The 15,854-nt window shown below is 39.2% G+C and carries 13 protein-coding genes; 10 read left to right on the top strand and 3 right to left on the bottom strand.

Going from position 1 to position 15,854, the window contains the following annotated elements; all coding sequences use genetic code 11:
• Nucleotides 1–8: 8 nt before the first annotated feature.
• From Q0N70_RS01735 to Q0N70_RS01695, 9 genes are all read left to right on the top strand, one after another.
• Nucleotides 9–890, top strand: coding sequence for a carbohydrate ABC transporter permease (locus tag Q0N70_RS01735; protein ID WP_294012919.1), 882 nt, complete (start codon nucleotides 9–11; stop codon nucleotides 888–890).
• A 24-nt stretch (nucleotides 891–914) separates the two neighbouring features.
• Nucleotides 915–2,072 carry a carbohydrate ABC transporter permease gene (locus tag Q0N70_RS01730; protein WP_294012916.1) on the top strand — a complete coding sequence of 386 codons (1,158 nt, stop codon included), beginning with the start codon at nucleotides 915–917 and terminating at the stop codon, nucleotides 2,070–2,072.
• Between the two features lie 11 nt (nucleotides 2,073–2,083).
• A complete protein-coding gene (locus Q0N70_RS01725) occupies nucleotides 2,084–4,213 on the top strand; it encodes a cellulase family glycosylhydrolase (RefSeq protein ID WP_294012912.1) in 2,130 nt (709 codons plus the stop codon).
• A 16-nt stretch (nucleotides 4,214–4,229) separates the two neighbouring features.
• Entirely contained in the window at nucleotides 4,230–5,411 is a 1,182-nt protein-coding gene (locus Q0N70_RS01720) for an AGE family epimerase/isomerase (RefSeq protein WP_294012909.1), read from the top strand.
• Entirely contained in the window at nucleotides 5,408–6,583 is a 1,176-nt protein-coding gene (locus tag Q0N70_RS01715; RefSeq protein WP_294012906.1) for a glycosidase, read from the top strand. The genes Q0N70_RS01720 and Q0N70_RS01715 overlap by 4 nt, the downstream gene beginning before the upstream one ends.
• Before the next feature lie 18 nt (nucleotides 6,584–6,601).
• Complete coding sequence (locus Q0N70_RS01710) at nucleotides 6,602–7,591, top strand: glycoside hydrolase family 130 protein (RefSeq protein ID WP_288569227.1); 990 nt, start codon at nucleotides 6,602–6,604, stop codon at nucleotides 7,589–7,591.
• A 9-nt stretch (nucleotides 7,592–7,600) separates the two neighbouring features.
• Complete coding sequence (locus tag Q0N70_RS01705) at nucleotides 7,601–8,374, top strand: type I phosphomannose isomerase catalytic subunit (RefSeq protein WP_294012897.1); 774 nt, start codon at nucleotides 7,601–7,603, stop codon at nucleotides 8,372–8,374.
• A gap of 519 nt (nucleotides 8,375–8,893) precedes the next feature.
• Nucleotides 8,894–9,622, top strand: a complete 729-nt coding sequence (locus Q0N70_RS01700) for a hypothetical protein (RefSeq protein ID WP_294012894.1) — start codon at nucleotides 8,894–8,896, stop codon at nucleotides 9,620–9,622.
• Entirely contained in the window at nucleotides 9,619–10,557 is a 939-nt protein-coding gene (locus Q0N70_RS01695) for a metallophosphoesterase (protein WP_294012890.1), read from the top strand. Before Q0N70_RS01700 ends, Q0N70_RS01695 begins: the two co-directional genes overlap by 4 nt.
• Before the next feature lie 42 nt (nucleotides 10,558–10,599).
• Here the strand turns inward: Q0N70_RS01695 and arfB are convergent, their stop codons facing one another.
• From arfB to dapA, 3 genes are all read right to left on the bottom strand, one after another.
• Complete coding sequence (arfB, locus tag Q0N70_RS01690) at nucleotides 10,600–11,010, bottom strand: alternative ribosome rescue aminoacyl-tRNA hydrolase ArfB (protein ID WP_294012887.1); 411 nt, start codon at nucleotides 11,008–11,010, stop codon at nucleotides 10,600–10,602.
• 295 nt (nucleotides 11,011–11,305) lie between these two features.
• Nucleotides 11,306–12,400: an aspartate-semialdehyde dehydrogenase gene (gene asd, locus Q0N70_RS01685; RefSeq protein ID WP_294012884.1), complete on the bottom strand. Its 1,095-nt coding sequence runs from the start codon at nucleotides 12,398–12,400 to the stop codon at nucleotides 11,306–11,308.
• A 27-nt stretch (nucleotides 12,401–12,427) separates the two neighbouring features.
• Complete coding sequence (gene dapA / locus Q0N70_RS01680; RefSeq protein ID WP_294012881.1) at nucleotides 12,428–13,342, bottom strand: 4-hydroxy-tetrahydrodipicolinate synthase; 915 nt, start codon at nucleotides 13,340–13,342, stop codon at nucleotides 12,428–12,430.
• 312 nt (nucleotides 13,343–13,654) lie between these two features.
• Here dapA and Q0N70_RS01675 point away from each other — a divergent pair, with 312 nt between their 5' ends.
• Complete coding sequence (locus tag Q0N70_RS01675; RefSeq protein ID WP_294012878.1) at nucleotides 13,655–15,832, top strand: LuxR C-terminal-related transcriptional regulator; 2,178 nt, start codon at nucleotides 13,655–13,657, stop codon at nucleotides 15,830–15,832.
• The last annotated feature ends 22 nt before the right edge of the window (nucleotides 15,833–15,854 follow it).

Here is a 15,854-nt window from a genome sequence, read left to right as displayed (position 1 = left end):
GAGCCACAATGAAAAACCAGATACAACTTTCAATTAAAAAACAGCAGAAAGTCGTGATTTTCACATTTTTGCTAGTTCCGCTTGTGCTTGTAATCGTCTTTGGATTTCTTCCAATCATAAATATGTTTGGCTACAGTTTTCTAAAGTGGGACGGTCTTGGACAGAAAAAGTTCATTGGAATTAAAAACTATATAGAAGTTTTTTCACGCCCGGAATATTTCAAGGTTTTTGCAGTCAGCATTTACTATCTTGTGGGCTCTTTTATTCAGCTTGCTCTTGCGCTTTTGTTTGCAGTTATTTTATGCACAAAAGTAAAAGGCGTTAACTTTTTTAAGGGAGTTTTGTTTTTCCCGAATCTTATAAACAGCGTAGCAATCGGTTTTATTTTTACATATTTTTTCAAGGACACAGGAACTCTGAATTCATTTTTGAATTTCCTTGGAGTAAAAAACACACCTCTTTGGCTTACAAATCCTAAGCTTGTAAACTACTCATTGTCGTTCACGTCTATTTGGCGATACATGGGATTTAATATTGTAATGTTTGTGGCGGCGATAGAATCTTTGCCAAAAGTTACTTTTGAAGCTGCAGCCTTGGACGGAGCGAATGCTTGGCAAAAGTTCCGCTTTATAATTCTTCCTGGAATTGCCCCAGTTCTTCAGATTAACGCAATTCTTGCTGTAAAAGGCGCAGTAAGCGTATTTGAAATTCCTTACATTATGACTGGCGGCGGAAACGGCTCTTCAACTTTTGTAATCAAGACAATGGATACAGCATTTAAATTCAACAAGATTGGACTTGCTTCTGCCATGGCGATTGTGCTTACCATTATGGTTCTTTTGATTTCGTTTATTCAAAATGCGGTTTTCAATACAGACGAGAAAAACTGACATAATTTTTAAGGAAGGTTGATTATGAATTCAAAAATCCACGAACGCCAGATTTCAAAATGGCTCAAATATATTTTGCTGTGCTTTTCCGCACTGACTGTTATTCTTCCGATTCTTGTTGTTTTCCTTGGCTCTTTTAAGACAGGCGAGGAATTCAACAGAAGCCGTCCGTTTGATCTTCCAAGGTTCAAGGCGAACAATGAAATATGGAAAGGCGCGGAATCTTTTGAAAACGGAAATAAAATTGCGCTGAATTCTTCTATATTAATGGAACACAATTTAAAAGGATTTTCGTTCCTTTATGACAAAATAGAAGACAGCTCAAAAGAAAGTTTTATTGTTGTTTCTGATTCTTTGGGAAACGAAGTTGCAAGAGTTGAGCTTCCGCTTGATTCCGAAGAAAGCTCTGTTTCCGTTGATAAAAAAACAGCCGCATCTTTAATGGTAAAAGGCGCTTATGTTTCTGGAGAAAACTGTACTGTGATTAGAGTAAAAGTTACAGAAGGATTTTTCCTTGAAAACTACAAGACTGCGTTTATAAAAGGAAACATGCTTCTTGGCTTTTGGAACACATTTATTCTTATTTTGTTTTCCGGCGTGGGAACTGTAATAACTGGTTCTATGACAGCGTTTGTTTTGAGCCGCTTTGATTTTAAGCTCAAGAAAATTGTCCGCCAGATGTTCCTTTGGATTTCTCTTATTCCTACAATAACAACTCAGGTTGCAACTTTCCAGATAATTCAGAAACTTGGAATGTACAATACGCATTTGTCTGTAATCATTCTTTCTATGGGCACTGATATTATTGCGATTATGATTTATCTTCAGTTCTTGAACAATATTTCAAAGTCTCTTGACGAGTCTGCGATTATTGACGGAGCCGGATATTTTCAGGTTTTTGCAAAAATAATTTTCCCTCTGCTTCAGCCTGCGACAGTTACAATTTTGATTTTGAAATGCGTAAACCTTTACAATGACTTTTACAATCCGCTTTTGTATATGCCGAAAAAATCATTGCAGGTTATTTCAACTTCGCTTTATAAATTCAAAGGTCCGTTTGGAACTAACTGGCCTGTAATTTGTGCCGGCGTTGTCATCGCTGTTATTCCGACTCTCATAGCTTTTATTTCTTTGCAGCGTTACATTTACGGCGGAATGGTTACTGGTTCTGTAAAAGAGTAGCGGAGGATTTTGTGAAACTTATAAAGAAATTGACTGCGGTTTCTGTTTTTGCCTGCTTTGGTCTGCTTGCTTCATGTTCTGCTTCCGGCGCAAAAGGATTTGTAACAGTTCAAAAAGACAAGTTTATGCTTGACGGAAAAGAATTCCGTTTTGTAGGCACAAACAATTATTATATGCATTATTCCCCGGACAAGATGATTACTGATGTTCTTGATGATGCGCAGGAAATGGGCGTAACAGTTTTGCGGTGCTGGGGATTTCAGTTTGGACCGAATGCTGATCATAATTCGCACGGAATGGATGAGCCTGGAATTTTTGGAGTTCCTCAAAAATTTATAAAGGAAAACACAAAAACGCCAGATCAGTTTGGCTATCCGCGTGATATTTTTGAACGGCTTGACTTTACAATTGCAGAAGCTTCCAAAAGAAACATTAAGCTTGTAATTGCCATGAACAATTACTGGGATGCTTTCGGCGGACTTATGAATGCGGCTACTTGGCAAAAATGGTTCGGACTAAAAAGCGCGGAAGAATTCTACACAAATGAAAATTGCCACAAAACTTACAAGGAATTTGTGGAGCATCTTGTTACAAGAAAAAATTCTTACACAGGAATTCCGTATAACGAAGATCCTACGATAATGACTTGGGAGCTTATGAACGAGCCTCGCAACCAGAAAGATACAAGCGGAAAAATTGTAAAAAACTGGGTTGCGGAAATGAGCGCTTTTGTAAAAAAACTTGCTCCAAACCAGTTGTGCGCAGTTGGCGATGAAGGCTTTATGAGGCAGCCGGGATTCACTCCTTATGCTGGTGAAGGCGGAACTTGCTACAACGGCTATGAAGGAACTGACTTTGATTCTCTTATCCGTATAAAAAATATTGACTACGGAACTTTCCATCTTTATCCAGAAACTTGGGGAATTCTTGACAGTGCGCAAATAAACTGGGGCGATGAATTTATAAAAAAACACGCAGCTTCCGGCCGTTCTGCAAAAAAGCCGATTGTGCTTGAAGAGTATGGAACTTCTTCCGGCGGAAATTTAAATCGTCTTGCGGCTTACGATATTTGGAATTCAACTGCATACAACGAAGGTCTTGCAGGCTCAATGTTCTGGATTCTTACGTCATCAAACACTTATGAAATTGCAGAAGGCGGAGATGGAATATATGATGACTACGACGGATTCAGAATAAGAAATGACAAGTCCAGCGTTTCAAATCTTTTGAGCGATTATGCAGCTTTGTTTTCTGGAAAAAATTCTCCTGAATATCTTTCCAAGCCTCGTGTTTATCTTTTGAATCCTGCACGTGATCAAGATGCAAAAGGTCTGTTTGAAGTAAGCGCAAAATTCATGCCGGGAAAAAATTCTTCTGTAAAGGCAAAGCGCGCGGAACTTTATATAAATGGAAATCCTGCGGCTTCTCCACGCACATTGAATTACAACGTTGCCTCGGACATTTATAGAATCAACTTTGACACGCTTGCTAATGCAAAAACTTTCCCAGACGGAAGTGTTCTTTCTATAAAAGTTGTGTTTACTTTGAGCGACGGAACAAAGCTTGAAACTGAATCAAATTCAATAACAATTTCAAATAAAATAACCTACAGCGTCATAAAACATTACGATTTTAAAAACGACATTGCGGACGCTTCATCTTTGGGCGGCTACATGGCTGAAATAAAAAGCATAAAGCACACAAAGCTCAATGGCGGAATGGTTGAAGTTGACGGCTCTTATTCAGGCGAAAATACTTGGGAAGAACTTAAAGTTAAGTTTGGAACAATGAAAGAATTTGCAGATGCTTCAAAACTTGATTTCACTTTTTACTATGAAAAAGACAAGGCTGTTCCTCATGCTACAAAGAAAAGCGAAGGGGAAAAACTTCCTGGAGTTCAACCTTATGTTGCCTTTGATCCGGGCTGGGTAAAAACAGGCTTAAAGGAAAACAATACTTTCTTAAAAGACTTGCCGGTTGTAACTCTTGACGATGGAAAATCTTATTACAAGGTTTCTGTTTCGCTTGAGTTCCAGCAAAATCCAACATATACATTTGTAACAATTTGTCCTACCATGGGTTATGTGAAGTATGACGGACCGATTTATATCGACGATGTTATTCTTTATAAAAAAGACTGAAAATTGGAGTAATGCAATGCTTGAAGAAATGTTTGCTGAAGTTGAGAGTGAGCTTATTTATCATATCATTCCTTTCTGGAAAAAAATGAAGGATGATGAGCGCGGCGGATTCTACGGACTTCTTGATTTCGACTTAAATCTGCACAAGGATGCTGAAAAAGGCTGTATACTTAACAGCCGCATTCTTTGGTTCTTTTCTAACGCATACAAACTGCTTGAAGATAAAGAACTTGTGGACTATGCCAAGCACGCTTATAAATTCCTTTGCGACAAATTCTACGACAAGGAAAATGGCGGAGTATTCTGGTCTGCAAATGCTGACGGAAGTGTTCTGGATTCAACAAAGCATACTTACAATCAGGCGTTTGCAATTTATGCCTTGTCTAGCTACTACGACATTTCGCATGACAGAAATGCCTTGGACAAAGCGTTTGAACTTTACAAGACAATAGAAACTAAATGCCGCGATTCCGAAGGCTACCTTGAGTCATTCACTGCTGACTTTAAGCCTAACGAAAATGACAAGCTCAGTGAAAACGGTGTAACAGCTGAACGTACAATGAATACTTTGCTTCATGTTCTTGAAGGCTACACAGAACTTTACCGTGTGAGCCGCAGTGCTGATGTAAAGAAAAATCTTGTTTTTATCTTGAATCAGTTTGCTGACAAAATTTGGAATCCAAAGGAAAAACGGCAGGAAGTTTTCTTTGATAAAAATTTCAATTCGCTGATTGACTTGTATTCTTATGGACACGACATAGAAACTTCTTGGCTTGTGGACAGAGCTCTTGAAGTTCTTGCCGATGACGAGCTTAGAAAGAAAATTGCGCCAATCACAGAAATCATTCCGTACAGAATTCTAAAAACCGCCTACAAAGATAATTCTGTTATGAATGAATGCGAGCGCGGAAAAAACAACGAAACTCGCGTTTGGTGGGTTCAGGCTGAATCTGTTGTCGGCTTTTTGAATGCATATCAAAAAACAAATGACAAAAAATTCCTTGATGCCGCCCAGTCAGTCTGGAGCTATATCAAGAATTATATAGTTGACAAGCGCGATGGCTCGGAATGGTTCTGGTGCGTTGATGCAGAGCGCAAGCCTTCAAGCCGCCAGCCTATAGTTGAGCCATGGAAATGTCCTTACCACAACGGACGAATGTGCTTTGAAACAATTTCAAGAATTAAGGTGATAAAATGAACTTTGAAGAAAAAGTAAAAATTCAGACAGAAAAATATGAGTCGCTTATTGCAATGAAAAATGAAAAGAGCGATTTTTACAACGGAATTTTTGACCGCTACAAGAATCCAGTTCTTACAAGAAATCATGTTCCGCTTTTCTGGAAGTACGACATGAATCCTTTGACAAATCCATTTTTTATGGAACGTCTTGGCGTAAATGCTGTAATGAATTCTGGCGCACTGTATATAGACGGAAAATTCTATCTTGTTGCCCGTGTTGAAGGCGCGGACAGAAAATCATTCTTTGCCGTTGCAGAAAGCACTTCTGGTGTAGACGGATTCAGGTTCTGGGATTATCCTGTTCAGCTCCCGGACACTTGCGCAGAAGAAACAAACGTTTATGATATGCGTCTTACTCAGCACGAAGACGGATGGATTTACGGAGTTTTCTGCTCAGAAAGCAAAGACACAAAATCAAAGGACTTGAGCGCGGCAGTTGCCTGTGCAGGAATTGTGCGCACAAAAGATTTAAAGAAGTGGGAGCGTCTTCCAAATCTAAAGACATTGCATTCTCCTCAGCAAAGAAACGTTGTTCTTCTTCCTGAATTTGTAAACGGAAAATATGCGTTCTACACACGCCCGATGGATGACTTTATCGATACAGGCAGCGGCGGCGGAGTAGGCTTTGGACTTTGCGACGACATAACAAATGCTGTGATTGATGAAGAAAAAATTTCAAGCAAAAGAAAATACCACACAATCACAGAAGTTAAAAACGGAGCTGGAGCAGTTCCAATAAAAACAGAGCGCGGATGGATTCATATTGCGCATGGAGTCCGCAACACTGCCGCCGGTCTTCGCTACGTGCTTTACTGCTTTGCAACTGATTTAAAAGATCCGTCAAAAGTAATCGCTGAACCTTCAGGGCTTTTCCTTGGACCGCTTGGAGAAGAGCGTGTAGGGGACGTTTCTAATGTTGTGTTTACAAACGGAGCTGCGGTTACGCCGTCGGGCAATGTATATATTTATTATGCTTCGAGTGATACTAGGCTTCATGTTGCGACAACAACGCTTGAAAAACTCACCGACTATGTATTCAACACGCCGTCTGACCCTGGACGTTCTGCTGACTGCGTAAAACAGCGGTGCGATTTTATTTCAAAAAACCTTGAGTTCATAAACAAAAAATAAATTTCGGAGAATAAAAAAATGATTAAAATTAAAGGCGAATCAATTCCAAATATGCCGTGGGAAGACAAACCAGCCGGCTTTGACAAACCTGTTTGGCGCTATTCAAAAAATCCTGTTATCGGAAGAAATCCTATTCCGAATGTAACCCGCATATTCAACAGCGCAGTCGCATTGTGGAAAGAGGGAGGTTTTGTCGGCGTGTTCCGTGCTGAAACTTGCAACGGAATTCCTTACCTTTACTACGGATTCAGTGATGACGCTCTCAACTGGAAATTCAGCAGCGACAAAATTAAAATCACTGACGAAAACGGAAACGATGTAAGCCCGAACTACGCTTATGATCCGCGCCTTGTAAAAATCGATGATGTCTATCACATAATCTGGTGCACGGACTTCCACGGAGCTTCAATCGGAATCGCAACAACAAAAGACTTCAAGACTTTCACTTCTAAAGGCAACGGTTTTCTTCCGTTCAACAGAAACGGTGTCTTGTTCCCAAGAAAATTCAACGGAAAATATTATATTATGACACGCCCGTCAGACAGCGGACACACTCCGTTTGGCGATATTTTCCTTTCTGAAAGCGATGACCTTTTGCACTGGGGCAACCACAAATGGATTATGGGAAAATCAAGCGAATGGTGGCAGTCTGTAAAGATTGGCGCGGGCTGTGCTCCAATTGAAACGGAAGAAGGTTGGCTTTTGTTTTATCACGGCGTTACAGGAACTTGCTCAGGCTTTGTTTATTCAATGGGCGCAGCTCTTTTGGATTTGAATGATCCTTCAAAAGTGATTCATCGCTGCGGAAACTTCCTTCTTACGCCTGAAGTTGAATACGAAGAGCGTGGTTTTGTTGCCAATGTTGTGTTCCCTTGTGCGGCTCTTGTTGATGCTGACACAAACAGAATTGCAATTTACTACGGCGCGGCGGATACAAACACGGCTTTGTGCTTTACCACTGTTGACGATGTTATTTCTTACATCAAAAAATATGACATCGTAAAGTGAGATGCAAAAATGTTAAAGCTTAATCCTATTCAGTGTGATAAAATCTGGGGATACGAAAGATGGATAGCTTCCACACATCCTGATGGCTGCCAGAAAGATTTTCTAAATGCCATCGGGAAGGACTATCCTCTTATTGTGAAAGTAATTCAGGCGAATGAAACGCTTTCTGTTCAAGTTCATCCTGATGATGAAACTGCAAAAAAACTTGAAGGGGATGGCGTGCGCGGAAAAACTGAATGCTGGTATGTTCTTGATGCAGAGCCTGATGCCAAACTTGCTTACGGAATAAAGGAAAATTTTTCCAAGGAACAGATTGCTTCTTCTATACAGCAAGGAACTTTTCAGAATGAACTGAATTTTGTCAGCGTAAAGAAAGGCGACTTTGTTTTTATTCCGTCTGGAACAGTTCACGCTATTGGAAAAGGAATCCGCGTTCTGGAAGTCCAGCAGTCAAGCAACATAACTTACAGAATGTATGACTGGGGACGTCCGCGCGAGCTTCATGTTCAAAAAAGCCTTGAATCTCTTAAGAACAACAATCTATTAAAGGCAGGTCCTTTCCCTGGAAAGTTTGAGTGCGAATACTTTTCACTTGAATTGTTTGAGGAAAAAAGTTTTGCTCCCAAGAAACTGACTTTGCTTTACTTGCTTGAAGGGCAGAATGCTGAGCTTTGCGGTTCTAATGGAACAAAAATTCCTATGGCTCAAGAAGATATTGCTGTTGTTTTCCCTGACGAAGCAATTTCTATAAGCGGAAATGCAAAATTCATGAAGATTTGCTAGTTCTGCAAAGTGTTTTATGGCTAGAAACAACTGTTTCTGGTTATAAAACACTTTATTTTTTGTTAAAACAAAGTGTTTTTATTAAAAAACTAGATGATTTTAGTTCAAAAACAACTAGTTTTTGTCAAAAAACAGATGAATTTTGTGCTAAAACAAGTGTTTTTGACTAAAAACTAGATGAATTTAGTGTAAAATGAAGTGTTTTTGGTTAAAAAACAGATGAAATTTGTGTAAAAACAAGTGGTTTTAGCCTAAAAACAGATGAATTTAGTGCAGAATGAAGTGTTTTTAGTCTAAAAATAGATGAATTTGTGTCATAAACAAGTGTTTTTCCTTTAAAAACAGATGAATTTGCTTATAAACAAGTTCTTTTTACTCTCTGACTAGAACTTAAATGCGTGCTGCTATTTAAAAGTGTTTTGAAGTATTTTTCTTTTAAATGTGTCCTATTTTTATGGACAAGTTGCCTTTGTTTTTTCCCTTGATAAATTCAGTCAAAATTTTATAATTAGAATTGAAATGAAGAGAATTTTTTTGCTTTTCGGTTTGATTTTCTCCTGCGCTTTTTGCTCCGCGTTTCCGCGCGTAACGCAGTTTGTCGAGGCTGGCACCGGCTACGTCGCGGCAAAAAATGTGGAGCGCGAATTCAATCCTTTTAATTTCACTTACGGATTTCAGGAGAAAGAAAATTTCTCGCCGGATTACAAGGCTCTTGCTTCCGTCCAGTTCTCCGACAAAATTTTTGACTTTGCAATGCTTGGAAATTATTTTTTCCCGCGGCTGAATCAGGAGACTGAAAACCAGAAAATCGGCTTCGGCGCGGAATTTGTCTATCATTTTCAGCGTTATTACGATTTGTATTCTGAGCACGACATTTATCTTGAAGGCGTTTTCCGCCTTGCCTTAAAAAATCGCTTTGACTTTCGTGCGAATCTTGGCTCTGGCTTGAAGTTTGCTCGAATTGACGCTGTTGACCGCGATTTTCTCTGGGATTTTTCTTTGAGCGGCTCTGTCGCCTTGAATTATTATTTTGATTCCGGCGCGGAAATTTACGGTTCTATCGTTTCGCACGAGCTTTACCGTTATCCGCTTGCGTTCACGCCGCTTTATTCTCTCGGATTCGCGTGGAATTTCAAAAGCGGACTTAGAATCTCTTCCGATTTTGGCTTGCGTTTGCGCGACCAGTTCGTTGTTGCGCCTTACATCGACCGCTACGAATGGAATTTGAAAGCGAGGTTTTCATTTTGAGAAAATTTAGAAGATTTTTCATCTTGGCTTCATTTTTGATTCCGCTTGCATTTTCTTCATGCGCGAACTACGGATTCTACCAGCTTTTGTTCGGCGAGGAAGACGTTGACGAGCGTTTCAGCGGATTTTCAGATTTGAGCGGTGAAACTGTCCTTTCTTCGGATTTAGGATTGGGCGGAAAATACAGCTTTATCGTTGTGACGGACGTTCACATTGGCGCGAGCGACGTTCATTCATCAAAAATGAGCGAATTCTTAGACGAGATTTCATCGCTTTTTGAAAGCAGCGACAAGACAAAAATTCCGAGGTTCATAATAAATTTGGGCGACACTGCCGACGGCGGGCATTTGTCCGAGTGCAGCGACTACAATTCATATCTTGAAAGAATCAGAAATCTTGCAGTGAAAAAAAATGTTGTGGATTCGGCGGAAGACTTTAAGATTTACACGATTCTTGGAAACCACGACCTTTACAACAACGGCTGGACAAACTGGAAAAAAACGATTTATCCGTACAAGTCAACGTATTATTTTTCGCTTTCGGCTGGCTCAGACGATTCTGATTCGTTGCCGTTCAGCTTTTATTTTGTGGACACAGGAAACGGCGCGTTTGGAACAGACCAGCTTGATGATTTTGAAAAACTGCTGAAATCGGATTCAAATCCGAAAATGGTTTTCTCGCATTATCCTTTTTACAGCGACAACGTTCCGTTCATGGCTCTTGAAGATACAACCGAGCGCAACTATCTTCTTTCGCTTTTTGCGAAAAACAACGTGAAAGCACTTTTCGGCGGCCACGTCCACACGGTTTTTGAGCATGGATTCGGCGATTTCTCGCAGATAAACACTTCCGCGCTCTTTAAGAACGGCGCGTTCCGCCTTGTAACTGTGGATGAAAGCGCCGCGAGCATCTCAACCAAGCTGATTGAGTTTTAGCTTGCGTTGTTTGCCATGTTGAAATGAAAATGAAGCTCAGCATTAGAACTTAAATGCGCGCTGTTGTTTTAAAAGCGATTTGAGTTTTTTAGTTTTAAGACGTTTTTCTTTTGAAGCTGCGGTTGGCTTTGTTTTTATTCGCTTTTTGTTGATTTTTACAGCTGAAACGATTTTTGATTCGAGCCGTTCCAGTGCAATTTTTCTGTTTTGCTCTTGAAATCTTGAGTCTTCACAGTCAATGAAAATTTCAAAGTCCTTGTTGATTGAAGATTTTAGTTTGCTTGTTAAAAGCTCCAGTTCTTTTTCAGAAAGTCCTGAAAGTTTTGCAAGCGGAATTGCGATGTGGACTTTTGTATTTACTTTGTTTACATTTTGTCCGCCCTTTCCGCCAGAACGTGCAAATGAGAAAAGCGCGTTGCTGCAAATTGAATTATGAAGTTCTTGTTTATCCATTGAATTTTTCCGTAAAAATATTTCAGCCTGAAAAAAAAGAGCCGCCTGTGTTCAGACAGCTCCATGTTTTTTATTGAAGATTTTTCTGCTAGATTGCCCGGTCGCGCCGGGCAATGACACAAAAGTTCTTGCCAGTCAATGACACGAAATTTCATGCTCGGCAATGACATTGAAGTTCAGTCTTTATGTCATTCCCGTGCTGCGACACTGCGATGTTTACGCAGTAAACTCGGTCAGGAATCTGCTTTTAGAGATTGCCGTATCAAGTACGGCAATGACAAAACCGGAATTCTTCCTACAGATTGTCAAAAAATCCTTTTGCCTTGAGCAATTCTGCGTTCAGTATTCCGCCAAGTGCCGCTCCGCGCTTTGTGTTGTGGCTAAGCGAAACAAACTTTATGTCAAACACATTGCATGGGCGAAGGCGTCCGATTACGCAAGCCATTCCTTTTTCTGTCTCGCGGTCGCGGCGTGGCTGCGGTCGGTTTTCTTCGTGGCGAACAACAATCGGATGTTCCGGCGCGCTCGGAAGATTCAATTCCTGCGGAACTGATTTATAAGAAGTCCAGATTTTCTCAATTTCTTCAAGGCTTGGCTTTTTGTCCGCAAATTCAAGCGAAACGCAAGCTGTGTGTCCGTCAATTACAGGAACGCGTGTGCAAGTTGAAGAAACAACCGGATATTCAGCGTTAACGATTTTTCCGTCCTGAACTTTTCCAAGAATTTTAAGACATTCTTTTTCAGTCTTTTCTTCCTCGCCACCAATAAACGGAACGATATTATCAATCATGTCAAAAGAAGGAACGCCCGGATAACCTGCGCCGCTTGTTGCCTGCAAAGTTGTTACAATCATTCTTTTAATCGGGTAGCCGGCCTGAATCAGCGCGTGAATCGGCATCATGTAAGTCTGGAGCGAGCAGTTCGGTTTTACTGCAATAAAACCTTTGTCCCAGCCGTGGTGCTTTTTCTGTTCAGCAATCACATCAAGGTGGGAATAGTTGATTTCCGGCACGAGCATTGGAACGTCTTCCGTCCAGCGGTTTGCAGAAGCGTTAGAAACAACCGGAATTCCTTCCGCAGCGTAAGCGGCTTCAAGAGCCTTTATTTCTTCCTTGCCCATTTCAAGCGCAGAAAAAACAAACTGGCATTTTCCAAGAGCCTTTTTCTCGTCATTTGCGTCCTCAACAATCAAATCTGCAACGCCAGCAGGAATTTCAGCGCCAATAAGCCAACGGTTCTTTACCGCATCTTTATACGCTTTTCCTGCAGAACGAGGACTTGCCGCAACATAAGTTACTTCAAACCACGGATGATTTTCCAACAATTTTATATAACGCTGACCAACCATTCCAGTTGCGCCCAAAACACCTACTTTCAATTTGTCTGCCATAATATTTCCCCTAAAAACTGATTAAATTTATAATTTACATTCAGCCAAAGCATCTTTTATAATCTCTTTAGCTTTTTCTGTAACTTCAACAAGCGGAAGCCTGCACGGACCAGCTGGAAGTCCTTTGAAATTCATAGCGTACTTTATTGAAGTCGGGTTTCCGTCACAGAATTCAGCTTTAAAGAAAGGCGCAAGTCTGTAGTGAATCTCACGGGCTTTCTCAAAGTTTCCTTTTAGAGCCGAATCCGCAAGCTCGTGCATCAGGGCTGGAATTAAATTTGAAGCAACAGAAATAATTCCATCTCCTCCAGCTGCAATAAGCGGAAGCGTAAGTCCGTCGTCTCCAGAAAGAACTGCAAAGTCAGGCTTTTTTCTCTTTATCTGCCCGATTACTTCCATCATCTGAGCCACATTTCCGCTTGCTTCTTTTACACCGGCAATATTTGGAAGTTCCGCAATTCTTTCGAGCAAGTCTGTAGGAATATTAAGTCCTGTTCTTCCTTGAATGTTGTAAACGATAATCGGAATTCCGACTTTTGAAACTGCTTCAAAGTGGCGGAAAATTCCTTCTTTTGAAGGTTTGTTATAATACGGAGTTACAACAAGCGCCGCGTCTGCCCCGGCTTTTTTTGCTCTTTCGCAGTAAAGAACCGCGTCCTTTGTGTTGTTTGAACCAGCTCCAAGAATTACAGGAATTTTTTTACCAGAGGTTTCTTCAAATTTGCGGACTTCCTCGAATACAATTTCGATAATTTTGTCTTCTTCGCTTCCAGGTTTTTCATCAAGAGTCGGAGTTTCTGCCGTTGTTCCAAGAGGAACCAGACCGTCTATGCCCTGTTCAAGCTGAAATTTTACATTTTTTCTGAAGCCCTCGTAATCTATTGAACCATCACCGTTCATTGGTGTAATCATTGCTGTAAAAGCACCGCGCAATTTAATCATAGGGACCTCCAAATATTTTTGCGTAATTATTGCATTTTTATAGAAAAAAAGCAACGCAATGAAAATTCCATCATTGCTTTATAAAACAAAAAAGACCGCTCTGAAAAACGAAGTGTGAATTGCACTTCAATCAGAACGGCCTTTGTTTTTCAATTTATATGTGAAAAACTATATATTTAATCTCTTCAACTTTATTGATTTGAATGATAGAGATGTGAAAAACCGCTTCAAATACCATGCAAATGGTAGTTTTATACCTAAAATATGGTAAATTTTATTTGATTTTAAAATAACTTGGGTTATAATTCAGTTATGAAAAACAAAAAATATCTGCTTTTTTTATCTGTGCTTTTGGTATGCAGTTTGTTGCCTTTATTTGCAAAATCAAGAAAATCAGCAGGAAAGGAAATTCCAATTCATGTAAAACAGTTTATCGACGCAACTGCGCAAAAAGATGTTGATGAGCTTGATGACAATTTGTTTAAGACTGCAAAAAATCCTATAAATCCGGGATTTTATGATGGAAACTTATGGATTGAAATAAAGCCTGAAATTTCAGAAATTCAGCATTGCGTCATAAGCCTTGGAAATGAATATATAGATTCCGCGGAATTTTATGAAAAGCGTGGAGGAAAATTTTTTTACATTGGAAAAGTCGGACATAAAATTTCAACAGATAAAATAGAAGCACCAGACAGTTTGCAGGCGTTTCCGGTTTTTAGAAATTCAGGATACGATGATGACACTTGCTTTAGGATAAAAATAAAAAATCACAATGGAAATTTTATATATATCAAGTTTGTTACGGAGCTTGATTTTTTTAATTCACGGAGAATTTATTTTGCAAAACTTTATATTGTTTTGGGAATAAGCTTTTGCATTTTTGCCTTGCTTTTTATATATGCGGTTGCTGTGCGCCAGCCAATGCCGTTTTTCTTGTCAATGGCGGCTTTGTTTTATATTTTGCTTCAGCTTCAGTTGAAAGGAATCGGGCCTGTATTCTTGTGGAATTTTTTAAATCCGTTTTCATTTTCAACAAGGCTTGCGTATTATTTTGAAAGTTTTATCCTGATGTTTTTAATTCTTTCTGCTGATACAGTTTTAAAAGGAAATTCAAAATCAGTTTATAAAAAACTTTCTCCAGTTGAAATTCAGCTTATAGTTGTTATGTTTTGTGTTCTTTTAACGGTGAGGGCTGACCAGACAATGCTTTATTCTTACGCCGCGCTTTCTATAACAACAAAAGTTTTTTTTATTGCTTCTATATTTATGTGCTTGAAGTCGATGCAAAAAAGCGCACGGATAATTCTTTTGCTTTGGATTCCGCAGATTTTGTTTTCAATGCTGGCTCAAGTTGTAAGGATTTTAAGATTTAAAGACAACAATGTTTTTTTTGATTTTATATGCGCTGATGAATTTTTAATTTTGTTTTTATCTTACTTGCTGATTACGATGCCTTCGCTTTGTTTTATAACTTATAAAATTCGGCAGGAGTCTCATAGTTCAAAAGTTGAGCTTGAAAAAATAAAGGCGCAGAATTCAGATCTTCTTAAGCAAAAAAATCTGATTGAACGTCTTATGAAAAATATTTTATTTGATTCAGCACAGACTTTGAGCATGGCAGATATTCTTTCTGGCCAGGTTTTCACTCCGAAAAACACTTCCTATATAGAAAGGATTAAAATCAATTCTGCAAAAATAAGCGACACGCTTGCAACTCTTAGAATGTGCAATGATGAAACTGAAATTGAAAACCAGCCGATTCTTCTTGCGGATTTTTTTAAAAGCTGCATTCAGGCTTCTAAGATTTTTTGCTCAGCTAAGCCAAATGCAATTTCTTATTCAATGGACATTCAGCCGGAAACGGTGATTCTTGCGGACATGAGAGTTGTGGAGCTTTTCTTTATATCGTTTTTGAATTCTGTTATTGAAGTTTCTGTTCCGAATACTGAAGTTTCTGTTTCGCTGAAAGGCGATGAAGAAAATTTTGTTTTTTCAGTTTCGAATACGATGGATTCCCAGACAGTTGAAGAAGCTCTTTCGCGCATGGAAACTGAAAATGAAAAACGCAATTTTACATTTCTTATGCGCATTGCAAAATTTTACCGAGGAGATTTGTCTGTTTCAAAAAATGACAGCAAGTTTAAATTTTCAGTTGTGTTTGATTTTAAGCGTGTTGAAAATTCAAAAGATTCCAGCGTGATAATAAATAAAACTAGATTTTCTCCGTCTAAGAAAAAAGAGCAAAAACATGAAAAGAAAAAGGAAGTAACTTTAATAAAAACTGGCGAAGAAAAATCCGAGGACTTTATGAAAAAATTGTCTTCAAGAGAAAAGCAGATTGCAGAACTTATAATTTCTGGAAAAAGCGACAAAGACATTGCAGAGGAACTTTTTATAAGTCTTGGAACTGTTGCGAGCCACAACAAAAAGATTTTCAAAAAACTTGATGTTCATAGCCGTGTTGAGTTGATGAATAAATTGCGTTAAAATCTTTTGAGAATTTTGTATT

The organism is uncultured Treponema sp. (assembly GCF_945873775.1).
GTDB lineage: Bacteria > Spirochaetota > Spirochaetia > Treponematales > Treponemataceae > Treponema_D.
This window is presented reverse-complemented; position numbering and strand designations above follow the sequence as displayed.

Bases quoted from the DNA above. Each gene is read 5' to 3' on its own strand.
- Q0N70_RS01735 (WP_294012919.1), top strand. From the start codon at position 9: ATGAAAAACCAGATACAACTTTCAATTAAAAAACAGCAGAAAGTCGTG.
- Q0N70_RS01730 (WP_294012916.1), top strand. From the start codon at position 915: ATGAATTCAAAAATCCACGAACGCCAGATTTCAAAATGGCTCAAATAT.
- Q0N70_RS01720 (WP_294012909.1), top strand. From the start codon at position 4,230: ATGCTTGAAGAAATGTTTGCTGAAGTTGAGAGTGAGCTTATTTATCAT.
- Q0N70_RS01715 (WP_294012906.1), top strand. From the start codon at position 5,408: ATGAACTTTGAAGAAAAAGTAAAAATTCAGACAGAAAAATATGAGTCG.
- Q0N70_RS01710 (WP_288569227.1), top strand. From the start codon at position 6,602: ATGATTAAAATTAAAGGCGAATCAATTCCAAATATGCCGTGGGAAGAC.
- Q0N70_RS01705 (WP_294012897.1), top strand. From the start codon at position 7,601: ATGTTAAAGCTTAATCCTATTCAGTGTGATAAAATCTGGGGATACGAA.
- Q0N70_RS01700 (WP_294012894.1), top strand. From the start codon at position 8,894: ATGAAGAGAATTTTTTTGCTTTTCGGTTTGATTTTCTCCTGCGCTTTT.
- arfB (WP_294012887.1), bottom strand. From the start codon at position 11,010: ATGGATAAACAAGAACTTCATAATTCAATTTGCAGCAACGCGCTTTTC.
- asd (WP_294012884.1), bottom strand. From the start codon at position 12,400: ATGGCAGACAAATTGAAAGTAGGTGTTTTGGGCGCAACTGGAATGGTT.
- dapA (WP_294012881.1), bottom strand. From the start codon at position 13,342: ATGATTAAATTGCGCGGTGCTTTTACAGCAATGATTACACCAATGAAC.
- Q0N70_RS01675 (WP_294012878.1), top strand. From the start codon at position 13,655: ATGAAAAACAAAAAATATCTGCTTTTTTTATCTGTGCTTTTGGTATGC.